At 46.2% G+C, this 19061-nt stretch carries 20 protein-coding genes; 4 read left to right on the top strand and 16 right to left on the bottom strand.

Going from position 1 to position 19061, the window contains the following annotated elements:
- Positions 1-201: 201 nt before the first annotated feature.
- The gene (locus DES40_RS03000) at positions 202-2865 is read right to left on the bottom strand and encodes a TonB-dependent receptor (protein WP_121100371.1); all 2664 of its coding nucleotides are present in this window, start codon (positions 2863-2865) and stop codon (positions 202-204) included.
- Between the two features lie 184 nt (positions 2866-3049).
- Here DES40_RS03000 and DES40_RS02995 point away from each other — a divergent pair, with 184 nt between their 5' ends.
- The 3 genes from DES40_RS02995 (at position 3050) to DES40_RS02985 (ending at position 5751) form a co-directional block, all read left to right on the top strand.
- Complete coding sequence (locus DES40_RS02995; RefSeq protein ID WP_121100369.1) at positions 3050-4111, top strand: RluA family pseudouridine synthase; 1062 nt, start codon at positions 3050-3052, stop codon at positions 4109-4111.
- Between the two features lie 240 nt (positions 4112-4351).
- Positions 4352-5224 carry an RNA polymerase sigma factor RpoH gene (gene rpoH, locus DES40_RS02990; protein ID WP_121100367.1) on the top strand — a complete coding sequence of 291 codons (873 nt, stop codon included), beginning with the start codon at positions 4352-4354 and terminating at the stop codon, positions 5222-5224.
- 71 nt (positions 5225-5295) lie between these two features.
- Positions 5296-5751: a hemerythrin domain-containing protein gene (locus DES40_RS02985; protein WP_121099080.1), complete on the top strand. Its 456-nt coding sequence runs from the start codon at positions 5296-5298 to the stop codon at positions 5749-5751.
- Positions 5752-5863: 112 nt separating this feature from the next.
- On the opposite strand, the gene DES40_RS02980 is transcribed toward DES40_RS02985, so the two are convergent.
- The 14 genes from DES40_RS02980 to DES40_RS02915 all read right to left on the bottom strand — a co-directional run bounded on the left by DES40_RS02980 (position 5864) and on the right by DES40_RS02915 (position 16184).
- The gene (locus DES40_RS02980) at positions 5864-6754 is read right to left on the bottom strand and encodes an acyl-CoA desaturase (protein ID WP_121099079.1); all 891 of its coding nucleotides are present in this window, start codon (positions 6752-6754) and stop codon (positions 5864-5866) included.
- A 102-nt stretch (positions 6755-6856) separates the two neighbouring features.
- The gene (locus tag DES40_RS02975) at positions 6857-7225 is read right to left on the bottom strand and encodes an MmcQ/YjbR family DNA-binding protein (protein ID WP_121099078.1); all 369 of its coding nucleotides are present in this window, start codon (positions 7223-7225) and stop codon (positions 6857-6859) included.
- Between the two features lie 9 nt (positions 7226-7234).
- On the bottom strand, positions 7235-7615 hold the full coding sequence (locus tag DES40_RS02970) for a HesB/IscA family protein (protein ID WP_121099077.1): 381 nt from the start codon (positions 7613-7615) through the stop codon (positions 7235-7237).
- Positions 7616-7624: 9 nt separating this feature from the next.
- The gene (locus DES40_RS02965; RefSeq protein WP_121100365.1) at positions 7625-8077 is read right to left on the bottom strand and encodes an SUF system Fe-S cluster assembly protein; all 453 of its coding nucleotides are present in this window, start codon (positions 8075-8077) and stop codon (positions 7625-7627) included.
- A 35-nt stretch (positions 8078-8112) separates the two neighbouring features.
- On the bottom strand, positions 8113-9330 hold the full coding sequence (locus tag DES40_RS02960) for a SufS family cysteine desulfurase (RefSeq protein WP_121099076.1): 1218 nt from the start codon (positions 9328-9330) through the stop codon (positions 8113-8115).
- Between the two features lie 4 nt (positions 9331-9334).
- Positions 9335-9499: a hypothetical protein gene (locus DES40_RS13140; RefSeq protein WP_170144855.1), complete on the bottom strand. Its 165-nt coding sequence runs from the start codon at positions 9497-9499 to the stop codon at positions 9335-9337.
- A 212-nt stretch (positions 9500-9711) separates the two neighbouring features.
- Positions 9712-10764: a Fe-S cluster assembly protein SufD gene (sufD, locus tag DES40_RS02950; protein ID WP_170144854.1), complete on the bottom strand. Its 1053-nt coding sequence runs from the start codon at positions 10762-10764 to the stop codon at positions 9712-9714.
- A complete protein-coding gene (gene sufC / locus DES40_RS02945) occupies positions 10745-11491 on the bottom strand; it encodes a Fe-S cluster assembly ATPase SufC (protein ID WP_121099073.1) in 747 nt (248 codons plus the stop codon). Before sufC ends, sufD begins: the two co-directional genes overlap by 20 nt.
- 85 nt (positions 11492-11576) lie before the next feature.
- Positions 11577-11969, bottom strand: coding sequence for a Rid family hydrolase (locus tag DES40_RS02940; RefSeq protein ID WP_121099072.1), 393 nt, complete (start codon positions 11967-11969; stop codon positions 11577-11579).
- Positions 11970-11993: 24 nt separating this feature from the next.
- Positions 11994-12506 carry a hypothetical protein gene (locus DES40_RS02935; protein WP_121099071.1) on the bottom strand — a complete coding sequence of 171 codons (513 nt, stop codon included), beginning with the start codon at positions 12504-12506 and terminating at the stop codon, positions 11994-11996.
- Complete coding sequence (locus tag DES40_RS02930; RefSeq protein ID WP_121099070.1) at positions 12506-13051, bottom strand: hypothetical protein; 546 nt, start codon at positions 13049-13051, stop codon at positions 12506-12508. The genes DES40_RS02935 and DES40_RS02930 overlap by 1 nt, the downstream gene beginning before the upstream one ends.
- Positions 13051-14547, bottom strand: coding sequence for a Fe-S cluster assembly protein SufB (sufB, locus tag DES40_RS02925; protein ID WP_121099069.1), 1497 nt, complete (start codon positions 14545-14547; stop codon positions 13051-13053). The genes DES40_RS02930 and sufB overlap by 1 nt, the downstream gene beginning before the upstream one ends.
- Positions 14548-14550: 3 nt before the next feature.
- On the bottom strand, positions 14551-15720 hold the full coding sequence (locus DES40_RS02920; protein ID WP_170144853.1) for a cysteine desulfurase family protein: 1170 nt from the start codon (positions 15718-15720) through the stop codon (positions 14551-14553).
- Positions 15717-16184: an Rrf2 family transcriptional regulator gene (locus tag DES40_RS02915; RefSeq protein ID WP_121099067.1), complete on the bottom strand. Its 468-nt coding sequence runs from the start codon at positions 16182-16184 to the stop codon at positions 15717-15719. The genes DES40_RS02920 and DES40_RS02915 overlap by 4 nt, the downstream gene beginning before the upstream one ends.
- Positions 16185-16382: 198 nt before the next feature.
- Between DES40_RS02915 and DES40_RS02910 the strand changes: the two genes are divergently transcribed.
- Positions 16383-17063: an alpha/beta hydrolase gene (locus DES40_RS02910; RefSeq protein WP_121099066.1), complete on the top strand. Its 681-nt coding sequence runs from the start codon at positions 16383-16385 to the stop codon at positions 17061-17063.
- Between the two features lie 116 nt (positions 17064-17179).
- Here the strand turns inward: DES40_RS02910 and DES40_RS02905 are convergent, their stop codons facing one another.
- The gene (locus DES40_RS02905) at positions 17180-19006 is read right to left on the bottom strand and encodes a M1 family metallopeptidase (protein WP_407656781.1); all 1827 of its coding nucleotides are present in this window, start codon (positions 19004-19006) and stop codon (positions 17180-17182) included.
- Between the last annotated feature and the right edge of the window lie 55 nt (positions 19007-19061).

Raw genomic sequence — 19061 nt, 5'->3', positions numbered from 1 at the left:
GGATTGTAGATTAAGCATAGAACAGTTTCTAAAGCACCTTGTAGTCCACCCTCACTTCAGACATTCCAAGCGCCAGACCAAAACATTAAGGCTTCATAGAAGCCCCCCTTAAAGCCTACATTCTATTTTGGCTTAGGTTTTCCCATAAAAAAAGCCGAGCTGTGTCGAACCCGGCTTTTCTAAACATTTATAGAGTGAAGCTTAGAAGCTGTAACGCATTGCGACACCATATGTACGCGGCTGGTTAGGATAACCGTTCACAGTACCGGCCTGGAGAACACCAGGGAACGCACTTGTATATGTCTCGTGATTAAACAAGTTTGCTACCCAGTAACGGATTTCCAAACCATTATCAAAATTAAGTCCAGCAGACGCATTTACAAGCTTAGTATCGCGCGTGATGCCTTCAATATTATCAACGATTTGTACCGCGTCTTCATACTGGTAGTTACCACGGATGAAGCCTGACAGGCCATTTTCAAATTGATGCGTATAAGTGGCTGAAGCCGACAAAGCGATCTCATTGATACCAGCGGGTTTTTCGCCTGATAAATCACCAGAACCATCAGCAACGCCATCAGCAAGATCAATAGCAGAACCTGTTGAAACTTGTGCCCCAACAAAGGAGTCATAAACAGGGTCTTGAATGACACCTGCAAATGTAAGTGTCAGCGCTTCAACTGGTGAGTAAGTTGTATCAAACTCAATACCCTTAGTTGACTGAGACCCAGCATTATCAAGAACAAATCCTGTACCCTGGAAGATTGTTGATTGGAAACCTTCTACTGTCTGGTCAAACAAGGCAACATTAAAGGCACCCTTCTCAAAACGACCTTTCAGGCCTAATTCAAAAACTTCAACAGTTTCTGGTTCAGCAAAGCGTGTACCGAAATTACGGCCCGTAGATGGGACATAGTTATTTGGTAACAGACCTGCTGCGCTTAACGCCGCAGCATCTGCTAGGAATGGACGTGAATCCCGTGTCAGGTTCCATGATGACGCCTTAAAACCTGTTGCGTAACTTGCATAGGTATTAATGTTGTCACTTACTTCATACCCGACTTTCGCCGTATATGTAAGCTCATCATCATTTGTCTTCCCGCTTTCAACAGAATTTGGGTAAGCCAAGAATTGCGGTTGGAACTGAAGCGGATACAAGGCTGCCAATGGATTAACGGATGCATCCAGACTTGTTCGATCAATAGCAGCAGCGCCAGCAGCAACTTGCGCTTGGAAACCAGGGTATACAACTGAACCCGGCGCAGTCGTACCCATTGTATCAACAACACACGTCGCGCCTAAAACAGCCCCGACGTTAGCTTGAGAGAAAGGCAATGGCCCTAACCCACAACTTGCAGCCAATGCTGGGAAGTTAGCCGCCAAACCTTGGACAGTTAAGACCTGAAGACCAGCCGCTCCTTGGAAATCTACGTTAGAGAATACGTCATCATTAACTGTTGAACCCGCAACATTTTTCTTATCTTTCGTATAGTTAGCACCAACAGTGAAAGTTAAGCGGTCAGTTGCGTGAAAATCTGCAGAACCAAAGATTGAATAAGCTTTGTCATCCTGAGTAAAGGTTTCAATGATTTGCTGACCATCGGCGAAAAATGTTCCGCGAGCCAAACCAAGGCTGTCCTCAACACCGTTAAGAGCGTTCCCTGATAGGGCATCTACATAATTACGAAGGTCTGCCCCGTAAATGATGCCAGAATTTTGTTCGATAGATTCATCAAAATAGTAACCACCGACCATCCACTCTAATTGGTTGCCGCCATTAGAGGCTAAACGCAATTCTTGTGTAAGCGTGTTAATCTCAACACCCTGATATGTATCCTTCAAAGACTCTAAAGAGGTAAAATCTGAGTCACTGCTAAAGTATGATTCGTTCGTTCTGTAAGCAGAAATAGACGTTAAGGTTACACCGCCAAAATCATAATCAATCTGCGCTGAGATACCTCTGTCATCAATATCGTTAATTGTGTCGCGGTTAAGCTGTGTACCATAAGTAAATTGACTATCAGCTGAAGGCATACCGCCGCCCAATGCATTTACAACATCGCGAGCACGTGGACCAGCGACGCCATTTAATGGGCCTTCAATTGCCACGCCTGTACCACAGCAATTTTCTTTCAAATTGCTCATATCTGCAATAACGCGAAGCTCTAGAGCATCGGTAGGCTGGAACAAGACTTGGCCGCGAAGATTGAAGCGGTCAATATTATTCATGTCACCTGCAGTCGATGTGAAATTCGTGAAGTAACCATCACGTTTCTGGAAACCGCCACCAAGACTGACGGCAGTGTTTTCACCAACCGCGCCAGTGATATAACCTTTGAGGTAATGCTGATCAAAACGGCCTAAACCACCTTCAACATATCCTGCTGTTTCGAATTGTGGCTTTTCAGTTACAATGCTTACAACACCGGCTGATGCGTTTTTACCAAATAGTGTTGACTGTGGGCCTGAAAGCACCTCAACGCGCTCAAGGGCTGGCAAATCACTAATTTGAGCCGCGGCGCGTGAACGATACACACCATCAATAAACAGGCCTACGGCAGGCTCAATACCGATGTTATTACCACCATTACCAAAACCACGAATGGTCAGAGTCGTGTTAGCTGAGTTTTGCAGCTGTGATACACGAAATGTTGGAACGACAGACTGAAGGTCTTTAATATCAAGAATTTGTGCTTTTTCGATAACATCTCCAGAGGTGACGGTAACAGCTACAGGCGTTTCTTGAAGAGTTGAAGATCGCTTAGTCGCAGTCACGATGATTTCATCATCAACGCTTTGCGCAAAGGCAGGCATCGCAGACGAAAGTAACGCAGCACTGCTTATAAGAAGAGTTTTCTTGAACATAAATTTTCCCGTGTTCTTATTTGTGGAACAAATGATTGGCGCTTTTATTTTGCGGCTCATTACGAATTAGCTATCGAAAGTTTTTCGTCATTGCAAGGAACGTTAGTGAATATCGATATATCAAATGTCATAAGGGTAACTGGGTGTTGCTAAATAGACACAACTGATTAAAGCGGGACCTATGATGGAACGCCCAACACCTATATCTCCAGACAGAGAACGCTGGCAAACGCGAGAGGCGGAACCAGATGAAGTCGGTGAACGGCTTGATAAATGGCTGAGCAATTGGACTGGTTTGTCTCGTTCTCGTGTTAAAACACTTATGGAAAACAACCATGTTCGTGTCGATGGTGATATCCAAACCAACGCAACTCATAAAGTAAAGCCAGATATCGAATATGCCATTCTCGTCCCGCCTCCCGTAGACGATACGCCGACCCCAGAAAACATTCCTCTCGACATATTATATGAAGACGATCAACTGATTGTCGTAAACAAACCATCCGGGATGACAGTTCATCCTGCGCCCGGATCACGGTCGGCGACCTTGGTAAATGCCCTTCTTTACCACTGTAAAGATACACTTTCGGGTATTGGCGGCGTCATGCGGCCTGGCATTGTTCATCGACTGGATAAAGACACCTCAGGCGTGCTCGTTGTGGCCAAAACAGACCGCGCACACAGATATTTATCAAAACAGTTCGCTAAACACACGATTGAACGCGTCTATACACTTTATGTGAGGGGCGCTCCAAAACCCCGCACAGGCCGAATAGAGAGCCGCCTCGCCCGTTCACCGCATGACCGTAAGAAACAAGCAATAGTGCGAGGAACTTTGGGGGACATGGATTTTTCTGAACATGGGCGCCATGCTGTCACACATTACGAATATATCAGAGGCTTTGGGCAACAGTCGAATGCGGCGATTGGCACCCCAAAAGTTAGTCATATAGAATGCCGCTTGGAAACAGGCCGAACCCATCAAATTAGAGTACACATGGCGGCCATTCACTGCCCTCTGTTAGGGGATCCCCTTTATGGAAAACAGAGCGGCTTTTTAACCGCGAATAAGCCAGATGAAGCCGCCCTAAGAGAATCAATATTAAAATTTAAACGTCAGGCCCTACACGCTCGACTTCTCGGTTTCTTACATCCTATCACCAAGGAATTGATGGTTTTTGAAGCTGATATCCCTCAAGATATGAAGCATTTAGAGTCCGCGCTCATGGGGCTTGAAACACCATGACGGATATTTAGTCTCTAATCACAGTGATTAGGCGCTAGAAAAAAACTAAGGGTTACAGGTAATTAACCTCATTATTTACTTTTGAACCTTTAATCTAGCTTTGCATTTCTTATATGAAACCTTCGATTTGATTGCTGGGAGGCTTTTGTGGCCGATAACGAAAAAACTTTACCGACTGCGAAAGCTGTAACGGACACGACCAAAGCTGATGCCTCATACACAGGTAACCTCAGCCTTTCGATGGCCCTATCGCCAGAACAAGGTTTAAACAGCTATCTTCAAGAAATTCGCAAGTTTCCAATGCTTGAGCGTGACGAAGAATTTATGCTGGCAAAAAGCTGGATTGAAGACGGAAACACGCAAGCGGCTGAACGTATGGTGACGTCACATTTGCGTTTAGTTGCTAAGATTGCGATGGGGTATCGTGGGTACGGACTACCAATCGGTGAAGTCATTTCTGAAGGCAATGTCGGTCTGATGCAAGCGGTTAAAAAATTCGACCCCGATAAAGGCTTCCGTCTGTCGACTTATGCCATGTGGTGGATTCGCGCCGCGATCCAAGAATATGTGCTACGGTCATGGTCTCTTGTTAAAATGGGAACAACAGCTGCTCAGAAGAAATTATTCTTCAATCTCAGGCGTTTAAAAGGGGAAATGAAAGCCGTTGAAGAAGGCGACCTAACTCCTGAACATGTCGAAAAAATCGCAACAACGTTAAATGTAAAAGTCGATGAAGTACATTCGATGAATCGGCGTATGTCTGGTGGTGGAGACGCATCCCTTAACGTCACAATTGGCGGGGATGATGGTACTGCTGAATGGCAGGAATGGCTTACGGATGAATCAGACTCTCAAGAAGAGGTTCTTGGTGAATCGCAAGAGCATGATGAGCGAATGGAACTTCTACAAAATGCTATGGCAGACCTGAATGACAGAGAACGCGATATAATTATGAAACGCCGCCTTTCCGATTCGCCCATGACGCTCGAAGATTTAGCGTCTATTTATAATGTAAGCCGTGAACGTATTCGCCAAATAGAAGGCCGCGCTTTTGAAAAGTTACAGCAAGCCATGCTAGCAGCATCTCAATCTCAAGGTTACATAGAGGCCTAAGTTCAAGACGCTATTTTGGAACTCATCTTCTCCTTGGCCGTTCTGTTACCAAGAACACAGAGGAGAAGAAAATGGATATTTACGAGCGTTTAGAACAAGATCACAACAAACAACGAGACTTGATAAAATCTATCAAAAAAGCCGAGTTGGGTTCGGATGAACTTGATAAACTCTGGTCAGAGATAAAAGTTGAACTCGAAGCTCACGCTTCGGCTGAGGAACAAGCCTTTTATTCTGAGCTTATGAAAGACCCTGATGGGACCGATGAAACTCGCCACGCTGTGGAAGAGCATCAAGAAATGCATGAGATGATAGCAGAGCTTGATATCATGGATAAATCTGAAGATTTATGGATGAAAAAATTCGAAAAACTTGCCCATAAGGTCATCCATCACGTTGATGAAGAAGAGGCTGATTTCTTTCCGAAAGCAGATAAGCTATTCAATAAAAATGAAGAAAAAGAAATGCTTAAAGCCTTTAATGAACGCAAACCTGTTGAAGAGAAGAAACAAGAAGCGGCTGCTTAAGCCATAAAAGTCGCAATCAGATTCTTAGCCGCTAGCTCTATGCACTTAGAGCTTGCGGCTTAGTATTAAATGAGCTTGATCGCTGAATAACGGGACTTACGGATCGATTGCCTCAAGTAAATCTTGGAGCGATTTTCAAATCTTTCACCCAGCCGAGTTTTTCTAACCCTAGCAATATAGTCCCGTTATAATCGAACACACGGTTCCAAAAGCCTTTGCGGGGCAAATGAAGGGCAGATTGCGGCTCATCATGATGATGATCGTGAAAAGCCTCTCCGCCGGTCAATAACGCCATGGCATAATCTGCCCATTTAGGCGTAGGCATATGCCCCAAAACATTAATGCCATAGGTGGTCGCATGAAATTGAATAGCGCGTCCAATAATAACGCATCCATGTAATATGCCTGTCAATAGGAGCGAACCCCCACTTAACCAGACGATGAGATACACAACAGCCGGAACACCTAAATGCACACCAATTGAAAGTGAATGATAAAACTTATCCATCCAAACTACGATAGGATGCCCCCTTAGCCACATTGCCATAGGGCGCCGACCGTCATTCTCATCACGCCACAATATCCAACCAATCCACGCCCAAAATTTTCCTTCAAACGGATTGTGTGGATCCCCAGGCTTGTCAGCAAAACGATGGTGTTGACTATGATAATTTACCCACTCTCGCACCGTACCTTGCATAGCAATGATAAGGTTTAACATCGTAAGAATTTGCGCTGGCGCACTTAGATCCCCTGCTTTGTGCTGCATAACGCGGTGAAGCGGCCCAATTCCCGCATTACACACAAATATTGATAGTGCCATAACGCCCAAACCGAGTGGAATATACCACCAAGCCATATTCAAATTTTGCACAAACGCGCCGATTGAAACCAAACTCAGCACCAATACAACACCAATCAATGGATAAATAACGGCTGAAAATAGACTACCCAAGCTCAGAGTTTTGAAGTTCCGAGGAATCGTAAGTGAACGCGGTGTCATAGTTTTTCCATAGAGAATGTTGAGTCAAAGACTACATCGAAACGGCGAATCAAACGCCTAAATTAATGTTTAACATGCAGTCCTATGACTAGAGCGCCAGATTCACTCACTTTCGCCTAGACCTAACTCTTTACGGCGTTTTTTAGTCAGTCTTTGAACAGCCATATCATAACTGTCACTAATCAGAGCGCGAAGTTCACTGTCAGACAAGCCATTTACGCCAATATTTTGCAACCACTTCATACCACGCGAGGCTAAATGCGGTGCCGGGATAACCCCCTCTTTTTCCTGTAATATGGCAAAGGCAATTTCAGAGGCTTTAAACGTCACCCGTAGTTTCCCATCTGCTTTGACATAAGCTACGGCAAATAACTTACCATCAACTTTCCAAACATCAGATCCACCCCATTGCACTACATGTTCTGAAAAAGCGAAAGTCGAACAATAGGCATTGTACTCGTCAAGGGTCATACCCCCAACCTAAAACGCCGCAGGCACAATCGTAACGCTTTCGCCGCAACCGCAAGCATCCGTCTGGTTAGGGTTTTTAAAAGTGAATTTAGAGGACAGGATATCGACCTCATAATCGACGACAGAACCAAGAATAAATAGGACGGCTTTTGCATCCACGACAATTTTCACGCCGTTATCTTCAACCACTTCGTCGAATTTTTCAATTTCAGGTACATAATCCATGATATATTCCATACCTGCACAGCCGCCGTTTTTAACGCCCACACGCAAATAGCCTTTATCACGCTCTGCGAGAATAGACTTTACCTGCTCCGCCGCTGCATCCGTCAATGTGACGAGTTTCGGGCGAGGCCGCCGGCTACGTGTCTTTGTCAAAGCTTCGGTCATCAATGGCTCCTAAAGCATGTTCAATTCTAATTTCGCCTCTTCGGACATGCGATCGGGCGTCCATGGCGGATCGAACGTCATTTGCACATCCACGTCGCGAACACCGTCAACGATGGCGCAAGCATCACGCACCCAAATTGGCATTTCGCCTGCAACAGGGCATCCTGGGGCCGTTAGAGTCATATCAACACGTAAGAGCCGATCATCTTCCAACTCCACCTTATAGATCAGTCCCAGCTCGTAAATATCAACGGGGATTTCAGGGTCATATACGGATTTAAGCTGGTCAATTACATCAGTTGTAATGCGTGCAATCTCAGCATCAGTCGGCGGTGTTGTCGGCGCGCCTGATACATCTAGCACATCACGTTTAGCGGCCACAGTGCCGTTTTCATTCTCAGAGGTCAAACCTGGGATTTGCGCATTCGCCATTTCTTCGGCTTGGCGCTGTCTGTCTGTCATATTTTCCATATCACTACCTATATAGTCGCTTGACGCTAAGATAAAAAGAGGGTCGCTTTTTTAACGGCTTCGACAAGGCGGTCTGCTTCATCTAATGTATTATAAATGCCGAAACTCGCGCGTGCTGAACTATGTATACCAAAACGCTCCATTAGCGGTTGGGTACAATGCTGCCCCGCCCGCACAGCCACGCCATATTTATCAAGAATTTGCGCCACATCATGAGCATGAGCGCCCACAAGATTAAAAGCTAAAACCGGCCCTTTCTCAGATGCATCACCAAGTAAACGAAACGCATTAATATCACGCAAACCATCCAAAGCATGGTGGTAGACTGCCATTTCATGTTGATGAACAGCATCAAAGTCAAATTGCGTAAACCAATCAATCGCCGCGCCAAGAGCTATCGCCTCTAAAATGGGCGGCGTTCCCGCTTCAAATTTATGCGGGGCCTCATTATAGGTGACGCGATCCTCAAAAACATCTTCGATCATTTCGCCGCCGCCGTTAAAAGGCTGCATCTTTTCCAATATCGCGAATTTTCCATAAAGCGCCCCAATGCCTGTAGGGCCATAGAGTTTATGTCCCGTCATACACATAAGGTCACAATCCAAATCGACAACATTGACTTTGCGATGAACGGCCGCTTGCGTGCCATCCACGATAAAGGTTGCCCCCGCGGCATGGGCCCATTCACCCATTTGTTTCACGGGGTTTACTGTCCCCAAAACATTTGACATGTAAGTTACAGAAACGATTTTTGTCTTACTCGACAGCATAGATTTATATGCATCCAAATCGAGAGCACCATCTTCTAACACGGGTACAAATTTCAACACCGCACCTAAGCGTTCCCGCATAAAGTGCCAAGGCACAATATTAGAATGATGCTCCATCTGAGTGACGATAATCTCGTCGCCTTCTTCAATTGTGTGCATCAACCCATAAGCCGCAAGGTTTAGCGCCTCAGTTGCACCCTTTGTAAAGACAATATTTTCAGCGGCAGGCGCGCCGAGGAATTTTGCGACCTTGCCGCGTGCGCCCTCAAATGCCTCTGTCGTCTCGTTTGCGAGTGTATGCAAACCACGATGCACATTGGCAAAAGACGTTTCCATTTGATTTGACAACGCATCAATCACGGCACGTGGTTTTTGCGCCGATGCTGCATTATCTAAATAAGCTAAAGGATAGCCATTGATCTCCCGTTTCAATATCGGGAATTGGTTGCGTATTTTTTGAACGTCAAAAGTCATCGTATCAAACACCAAAAATCAATTTTAAGCAGCCATAAAACATAAGCATCAAGCCAAGCATCCGAAGGAATTGCCAATTTTTGCCTGCTGGGTCTTTACGCATCGCAAACCGTACAGTCATAAACATAACGGCACCAGCGATGATAATGGCACTACCAATTATGGACATGTCATTGCCCAAGTTCATCCTGTGAAACATGTTTAAACATCATCACGACAGATACGCCCAAGCAATTTTCATAACGCTAAAGAGCAGCACACAGATCCCCGCAAGTCGTAAATAGCGAAAGAGAGCGCTATCTCCCTTAAATCCCGCCATAACTCGCCCAAATAAGTATAGGTTAGCGCCTATGAACGCCGCAATGAGGTCTGGTGTTGATATCATTGGCTTGTCTCCAACCAATACCGTACCTTTTCTAGCAAGCTTTCCCGCAAATCTTCATCGGCGAGGTCATCAAAGGCTTCAGCGACAAAGGCTTCGGTGAGGAGCGCCCTCGCCTGTTTAAGAGGTATTCCGCGCTGGCGCATGTAAAACAATGCGCTTTCATCTAGTGCCCCAATGGTATTCCCATGAGCGCAGGCCACATCATCAGCATAGATTTCAAGCTCTGGCTTTGACCGAATTTCGGCGGTGTCAGACAGCATCAAAGCGTCATGGCGCATTTCGGCATCTGTATGCTGCGCTGGACGGCGGACATGAAACTTGCCTTGGAAGACACCGCGAGATTTATCAGTAACGACTCCTTTTACGGCTTGGCGAACAAGCGTGTCAGGTGTGGTTAAATCAATATAGCTCGTCAAATCGATATGCCGCTTGTCATCAAGCAAATAAGCGCCATTAGCAGTCAACTCGCAATGCGTTCCCATCACAGCGATACGGCTTTCAAACCGCGCGAGAGACGCGCCAAAGCCAAGCATATGTTGGGTTAGTTTAGCCTTGCCCCACGCCGTAACATGCGTTGTCGCCACGCGAACCGCATCGGCGGGATCAGTTTGCATTTGTACGCGGGACAGTTCTGCGCCCTTCCCCAAATTAATCGTGATATCGGCATTACAAAATGCGCCGTCTTCGGCGGCATAATGTTCGACGACAGACACAACTGCACCTTTGCCAATATTAAGGCGAATGCGAACATGACCCCGCTCAAAACCTTCAATCACAATTGGCTCTTGCGGCGCGGCGCCTTCAGGGACATCAACCGTCCAGACCTGCCCTCCAAAGCGGCGAGCCAATGCGGCCATAGGGCTATTAGTATCATCCTCATCTACAGCCGATTCAGAAACACTTACGCCGTCTGGTAGTGTAAATTTCGGCAAACCCGAAACAGACAAGCCCTTTTGCCCGTCTGTCACTCGGCCGCGCACATCCGTCCATTTCCAGTGCTCATCTCGGCGGGTTGGGAGCGTATCCAGCTTAAGCGGCATAAGCGTCATAACCTTCAACTTCGAGCTTCTTTGCAAAATCAGCATCGCCGCTAGCTACGATTTTACCATCCGTTAGAACGTGTACTTTATCAGGAACGATATAATCCAACAGTCGCTGGTAATGGGTAATGACGAGCATACCGCGTTCTGGCGAGCGAAGTTTATTTACGCCATCCGCAACGATACGGAGCGCATCAACGTCAAGTCCTGAATCTGTCTCATCCATAACGATAAAATTAGGCTCCAACATCATCATCTGGAAAATTTCCATGCGTTTCTTTTCACCACCCGAGAAACCAACGTTTAAAGGACGCTTCAACATATCTGGTTTTATCTTAAGTTCTTTGGCTAGAGCTTTCGCTTTTTTCAAAAACTCAGGCGCTTTCATTTCTTCCTCGCCGCGCGCTTTGCGTTGTGCATTGAGCGCGGTTTTAAGGAAAGTCATGGTTGGCACACCGGGGATTTCCAGCGGATATTGAAACGACAAAAACACGCCTTTTGCGGCGCGCTCTTCGGGATCCATATCCAAAAGACCTTCGCCATTAAGTGTGGCCGTTCCGCCCGTTACGTCATAACCATCACGGCCCGTCAGGACATATGAAAGCGTAGATTTACCCGCGCCATTAGGCCCCATAATCGCATGAACCTCCCCCGCAGGTATCTCAAGAGAGAGCCCTTTAAGGATAGTTTTTTGCCCATCATCTACGGAGGCGGAAAGATTGTTTATTTTTAGCATTTCTGTTCATTCCTGTATCGAGACAACCAAACCCGCTAGCGGGCTCGGTGCTTCACTGAAATTGACAATCAATCAATTTCGGACGTTACGTCCCTTTATACGCCGTCACTTCAATTTCGATCTTTCCAGCAGGATCAACCATATCAGCAATAATCATTGTTGCAGCAGGCAAGATGTTGTCGAAATGTTTCTTGATAATTGGCAAGACTTCTTTGACATATTTACGATCAGACACAGTGTACTGTACGCGGATGGTATGACCGAGCTCAAACCCAGCGGCGTCAAGTGCCTGACGAATATTAGTAAAAGTATTCATCGTTTGTTGTGCTGCGGATTCGGGCAATTCTTGTTTTTTATAGTCATAGCCCATGGTGCCAGAGACAAAACACCAATCGCCCTGTACAACTGCACGTGACATAGCGTAATTTTTCTCGCCTTCGCTAAGCTGTATGAATTTACGCGTTGCTTTTTTAGTCATAATTTTTTCCTATTTTTATTTCATTTATGGGCAGAGCGCTGTCTGCCATTCTGTTGTGTTTTCTCCGCGCCAACATTTGTGGCGAAGACCAAAAGCCGCTAATTTTTGATTACCTTTCTCTCCCGTCAAGATGAGATATATTTCTTGAGATTGAACGGAATCGTCAGCCAATTGTGACGCGCTCATAATGAGCACAGAACCGTCGGGACGATCGAAACTCGACTGTGATGTCTGTATAATATGTGAGCCTTCCTCAGGAGCAAAATAAAGCCGTACAGCGTCTATCGCCTCAATGCGTGATTGTCCTTCTGCAAGCCCCGAAGGTTTCGCAAGCTCTGTTGAATAAGTCGTAAAGTCTATATCCTCAAGGCGCAGTGACTTCGGAACAGGTGGTAAGCCAGGCGTGTCAGTATTTCGGTCTGTGCTATCTGATATAACCGGCCTACTCAGGTTAACGTCTCCGCCTGCCTCATCACTTCGGTTTTCACATGCCATCAGACCTAGACTTATTAGCACTACAGGAGCGAACTTAAACATCACTGACAACGCTCCGTCTGCCATTGCCCCACCTTCGCCCCTCTTCGACATTGCACGCGTACTGTATACTCAGATAAAATGAATGCATCTCGCTGCCCCGGACGGAACATAGCCGTGACTTCTTGTGCCTTCACTGAATCGTCCATCATATTATCAGCCACAGCGATTAGGGTATATCCATTTTGGGTTTGAGGCGTCAGACGCATATCATAGGTTTGATTGCCTTCAGAAGTCTTGGGCTTCAACAGGCGTTCAATGACATTCTCGGCTTCGCCTGACCCCATACCAATGGCTAGCTCAGCTATGGTTACACTCCCTTTATTAACCAAGGCTGTCGCTTCCTCAACGGGGTCGATAGGGTCTGCCGTTTTGTCAGGAGGCGTTAAATCCCCTAATTGCGGCTCACTTGGTGTCTCACCCGCTGGAGCATTCGGTACTAAGTCTGTGCCATTATCTCGTAAAAGGTAAAATGCGAGAGCCAGAATAATACACCCTGCTAATATTAGCCAAAGAGACTTAGATTTTTGGTTTGCTTTATCTGTCATTACCCGACGCTCCCCTCAAGAGAAATGGCAACTAGCTTTTGTGCTTCAACTGCAAACTCCATAGGTAGCTCTTGCAGAACATCGCGACAGAATCCGTTCACAAGCAAAGCAACGGCATCTTCTTCAGATAATCCACGCTGTCGGCAATAGAACAACTGATCATCAGAAAGCTTGGAGGTTGTTGCTTCATGCTCAAATTGGGCACTTGGAACATTGCTCTCTATATAGGGCACAGTATGCGCGCCACAAAGGTCTCCGATGAGAAGTGAATCGCACTGCGTAAAGTTTCGCGCACCTTCAGCTTTGCGATGTGCCGTAACGAGGCCGCGATAAGTTGAATTTGATTTACCAGCACTAATGCCTTTGGAAATCACACGTGATTTTGTGTTCTTTCCAAGGTGAATCATTTTCGTACCTGTATCTGCCTGTTGGTGGCCATTCGTAATCGCGATTGAGTAAAATTCGCCTTGGGAATTATCGCCGCGCAAAATACAGCTGGGGTATTTCCAAGTTACAGCGGAGCCAGTTTCGACTTGCGTCCATGAGACTTTTGAATTGGCACCGCGGCAATCCGCCCGTTTGGTCACGAAGTTATAAACCCCGCCCTTGCCCTCGCTATCACCCGGCCACCAGTTTTGTACGGTCGAGTATTTCACTTCTGCGTCTTCATGAACAATAATTTCCACGATTGCCGCATGAAGCTGATTTTCATCGCGCATTGGCGCCGTACAGCCCTCAAGATAAGAGACATAAGAGCCTTTATCCGCAATAATCAGTGTGCGTTCAAACTGGCCTGTCCCTTGTGCATTCATACGGAAATACGTGGAAAGTTCCATAGGGCATCGCACGCCAGGTGGGATGTACACGAATGACCCATCAGAAAATACTGCATTATTGAGCGTCGCATAGTAATTATCTGTTACAGGCACAACTGAGCCCATATATTTGCGAACGAGATCTGGATGTTCTTTAACAGCTTCGGAAAACGAACAGAAAATCACACCTTTTTTAGCAAGTTCTTCCTTGAAGGTTGTCACTACGGAAACAGAGTCAAACACCGCATCGACAGCCACTTTAGGAGCGCCCTCAACACCAGCAAGAACTTCTTGCTCTTTGAGTGATATACCAAGTTTGTTATAAACCTCTAGGATTTCAGGATCGACTTCATCCAAAGATTTAGGGCCGTCTTTCTTTTTTGGTGAGGCATAATAATACATGTCCTGAAAATCAATTTCTGGGTAATCGACCATTGCCCATTTCGGCTCTTCGAGCTCAAGCCAACGGCGATAAGCCTCTAGGCGCCATTCAAGCAACCACTCAGGCTCTTCTTTTTTAGCCGAAATAAAACGAACTATGTCTTCGTTTAGCCCCTTAGGCGCAAACTCTTGTTCGATATCACTATCAAAGCCATATTTATACTTGTCAGCTTCAAGCGAGCGCACACCATCAACAGTGGATTGGTCGATTGAGTCTTTTACGTTTACGGTTTCGGACATACCTTAACCTACTTTCTCTTCTTGAATGTTTGCACAAGCATCATCTGGCGAAACGACGAAGGACGTTAATTTCCTAATTTTTGCCCATGCTCCGAGGAACCCATCCACATCGGATTGTGTAGAATCATAACCGAGGCTAATTCGAATAGCGCCTTTCGGGGCTTCATCGCTTCGGCGCATGGCCGTTACGGCACGACTTGCTCCAACCTTTCCAGAGGAACACGCCATACCTGTGCTAACCGAAACTCCGTGTAAGTCGAGATTCATCATCAATGTATTATTTGCCGCGTCAGGCACCGCAAAAAAACTGGTATTGGGCAGACGGTCTTCTTCCTCACCAAAGATAACCAGTTTTGGCTCCATAGCTTTCAAACCTGCCTCAAGCGTATTACGCAAAAAACGGATGTGTGTGATATCTTGTAAGGCCTTCAAAGCCGCATGAAAACCAGAGGCCCCAGCGACATTTATGGTTCCAGCCCGCCGGCGGCGTTCTTGTCCTCCACCCTGCATAAAGGCTGAATAGGGCGCATCTGGGGACACATATAAAGCCCCAATACCCATTGGGCCGCCAATTTTGTGAGCAGAAACACACATATAATCAGGCTGGACTAACAACGACGTCTTGCCGAGTGCCTGCACAGCATCCACTAAAACAAGCCCGTTGTGCTCATGCACAAGGTCTATAATTGCCTCTACAGGCTGAATAACACCTGTTTCACTATTGGCCGCCGTTGTCGAAACAAATGGTCGCCCGTCAGCCACATCCCAATTCTCAAGTGTATCCTTCAACCAAGCCACATCAAGAATGCCGCTCCGCATTGAAGGAACCATTTCAAGTTTGACACCTGCATCTTCTGCAGCCCGTATTGACGCTGGGTGGTCAAGCGAAGACACTAATAGCCTCTTACACCCAGCAGATACTGCGCTGTGAATCGCTGTGTTAGCCCCTTCTGTACCGCCAGAGGTAAAGTAAATATCTTGAGCACACACGCCCATCGCAAGCCCGAGAGCCTCACGAGCTTGGGAAACCAAATTCCGTGCAGCGCGGCCATGAGCATGCGGGGCTGAGGCATTACCAACAATACGCATAGCCTGTGAGACAGCGTCGATAACTTCGGGCCGAGCAGGACTTGTGGCATTATGGTCGAGATATATGCGGGAAGACGTGCTCACTGCGCCGCCTCCATTTTCGAATGTGATGACACTGCGATAGGCGACACCAGCTCAATATTATCCAGAAGCACGTCTAATAAAGTAATTGAAGATAAAAAACTCCCGATATGGTTCTCAAGAGCTCCCCATAAATTATGCGTCAAGCAACGGTCTGATTTCCCTGTACAGCCCAGACGGTCGCTTGGGGTGCAACTATGGGCCTTAATATCAATATCTACGGCGTGAATAATACGGTCCAAAGTCAAGATATCTGCGGGAACCTTTAATACATAACCGCCTTTCGCCCCTCTTACACTGTCAACGAGGTCAGCGCGGCGCAATTTGTTGAAAAGTTGCTCAAGGAATGCAGTCGAGATGCCTTGCCTCTCACCAATTTCCGCTAAAGAGGCACGCGCACCCTCACCTTGCGCGGCAAGGTCTGCCATCGCCATTACGGCATATCGTCCTTTCGCGGTAAGTTTCAAAGCAGAATTGGCCCTTTATGAAGGTTTTACGTGCAATCCGTGGCGTGACTTGTTAACAGGCGCTCGAATTATTATTTCAATAGCTATTTACAGGCGGGATGTATGTATCCCGACTAAAATAGTCAAGTTTAGAATATAGCTTTTTGGCAGGGCATTTGCAGCAAAATGTACGCCAAAACAAAGAAAATGTGAGAGTTAATGCCAGAAGTCATTTTTGCCGGTCCCGAAGGTCGCCTAGAGGGCCGTTATCATCCATCAGATGACCCCCAAGCCCCTTGCGCTCTGATTCTTTCGCCCCACCCGAAAGCGGGCGGCCATATGGATCACCGTATACCTGTTGCAATGTATGAAAGTTATAAACGTCGTGGTTTTTCTGTATTACGGTTCAACTTCCGCGGAATTGGCCGTTCAATGGGCGTTTATGATAACGGCCAAGGCGAACTTCAAGATGCGGCTTATGCTCTTGATTGGCTTCAAAGTTTTAATCAAAACGCCCCTTTCTCATGGGTTTCAGGATACTCATTTGGGGCATGGATTGGCATGCAGCTTTTGATGCGACGCCCCGAAGTTGCGGGGTTTATCTCTATGTCGCTGCCGGTAAATACCTATGACTTTGCGTTCCTTGCGCCGTGCCCAGCCTCTGGACTCGTGACCTACGGCTCTGAAGACCCAATCGTACCTGCTGATGATGTTGACCGCGTCGTTGACAAAATCCGCGTTCAAAAAGGACATGTCATCCAAACGCATCGGGTTGAAGGAGCAGACCACTTCTACTCAAACCATTTAGAAGAAGCCCTTGATGTCATTGAAGATTATCTCGATGAAAATTTAGACCCACGATATTCGCCTCCAAGAGAAATGAAATACCTTGAAGGATAAAAATAAACCCCGCCAAAAGCGGGGTTTTTTTATTGGCGTAAGACTGAAACATTGGACTCCATCAAGGAGAGCGATCAAACTTACGAAGCGCTTTCCCGAGGTAAGTATTTTAGCCTTTACTCGTTTAAAATGGCATCAATACGTCTCTGTGCAATTGGGTGGTACCCTGCTCGGGCCTGTGTATATACGTCTTTCGCCCAATCCCCTTTGCCATTTGTATCCAATGCTGCGTATAAACGATAAATAAATTTGCCACGCCCAACTGTCATAAGAAAATTTTCTAAGTCCGCATAAGCTGGCTCATACCCGCCTTTGATGGCTTGCATATACCATGCAAATGCTGTTTCGGCATTTTGTGTGCCAGACAAATCGAATGTACCATCAAGTTGAACATATTGAGCCTGAGAAAGTTCGGGCAATGTATTCAAGAAATGAAGCCACTCATGCGTAGACCAAGCCTGTGTTGTCTCTTGTAAGGCTTCAACATTACCGCCCTCAAACCATGTCTGAGAGGCTTGTTCGACCTGATCAAAGGCATCAGATTGTGGGTTTTTAGCGGTATCAGGCAATCCCCCTTCATAAACCCAAGCATTGATTTCCTCATCTGTTACAGCGTCAGGGAATTTTTCACGTAGGTTTTCATTCAAGTAATTCAAAAAGTCTTCTGTTGTAACGCTTTGAAAGGCGTGTTCTGTGAACCAGCTTTTTAAGAACGGGTCAAAGGCTGCACGACCAAATCTTTCCTCCAAGAAAATCAGGAAATACTGTCCCTTAACATAGGCAACTTGGGTGAAAGCATCATCAGGATGTTCTATGTCTGTTGGCAATTTAAGTTGCGTCAGTTCAGGACGCTTCGCTCCTGCAATATCACGCTTTAAATCACTAAGCGCCAAAGCCTGCTCCATCACAGCACGACGTTCACCATATAAATCTTCCATGACACGGTTTTCAACATAAGAGGTGAAACCTTCATTGAGCCAAGCATCAATCCAGCTCGCATTGGTTACGAGGTTACCAGACCAACTATGTGCGAGTTCATGCGCCACAACATTCGTAAGACTCTTATCACCTGCAATCAAAGTTGGCGTCATAAAGCTAAGCCGTGGATTTTCCATCCCGCCAAAAGGGAAACTTGGCGGCAACACGATCAAATCATACCGCCCCCATTGATATGGCCCATATAGGCGCGCATTGGCTTCCTCCATCAATGGCGTTTCAGAAAACTCTTCAGCGGATGCATCAAGAATATACTCTTCGGCATAAACACCAATATGATCATTAATCGCTTTGAATTTTATATCCCCAACCGCAATGGCAATTAGATAAGAAGGAATAGGTTGCGGCATGTCGAATTTGTATGAACCATCAGCCTCTTGCTCGCCTTGAGAGGCACTCATAAGCGGCCTTAAACCTTCAGGCACTCTTAATGTCGCTGAATAAGTATGGCGGACAGCCGGCGTATCTTGAAGCGGTGCCATAGTTCTAGCGTTTATCGCTTGCGCCTGAGAAAACAAATACGGCTTCTCTTTGCCAGCTGTTTGCACAGGCGATAACCACTGAAGCCCCTCAGCTTCTGGCGACGTCCGGTAAGCAATACGAATTTGGTCAGTTTCTGCTGTTAATGGGATGGTAAGAGCTGTTCCCAAAACAGAATCCGCTGCACCAAGAGTGTAATCAACAGCGCTTTCTACTTTGCCTTCGGCTAGGCGATCTACGCCACCAATCGTAAGATTTTTTGTATCAAGAACAATATTCTCAACAGAGTCATTAATGCGAACAAAATCAATAGTCGCCACACCGTCCAAAGTTTTGACATCAAAATTTACATCAAGGTTTAAATCAACATGCGTAATTTGGATTTCATCATAATTGGCATATGTAAACTTATCATCTTTTTTGGTAATACGTTTTGACATGTCCAGAACAGGCCGTTCGGTTTTCATTTCCTGGGCAGGACTTTTCGCCTTATTTTCAGTTGAATTATTACAGGCCGTCAAA

This window comes from Litorimonas taeanensis, from assembly GCF_003634015.1.
GTDB lineage: Bacteria > Pseudomonadota > Alphaproteobacteria > Caulobacterales > Maricaulaceae > Litorimonas > Litorimonas taeanensis.
This window is presented reverse-complemented; position numbering and strand designations above follow the sequence as displayed.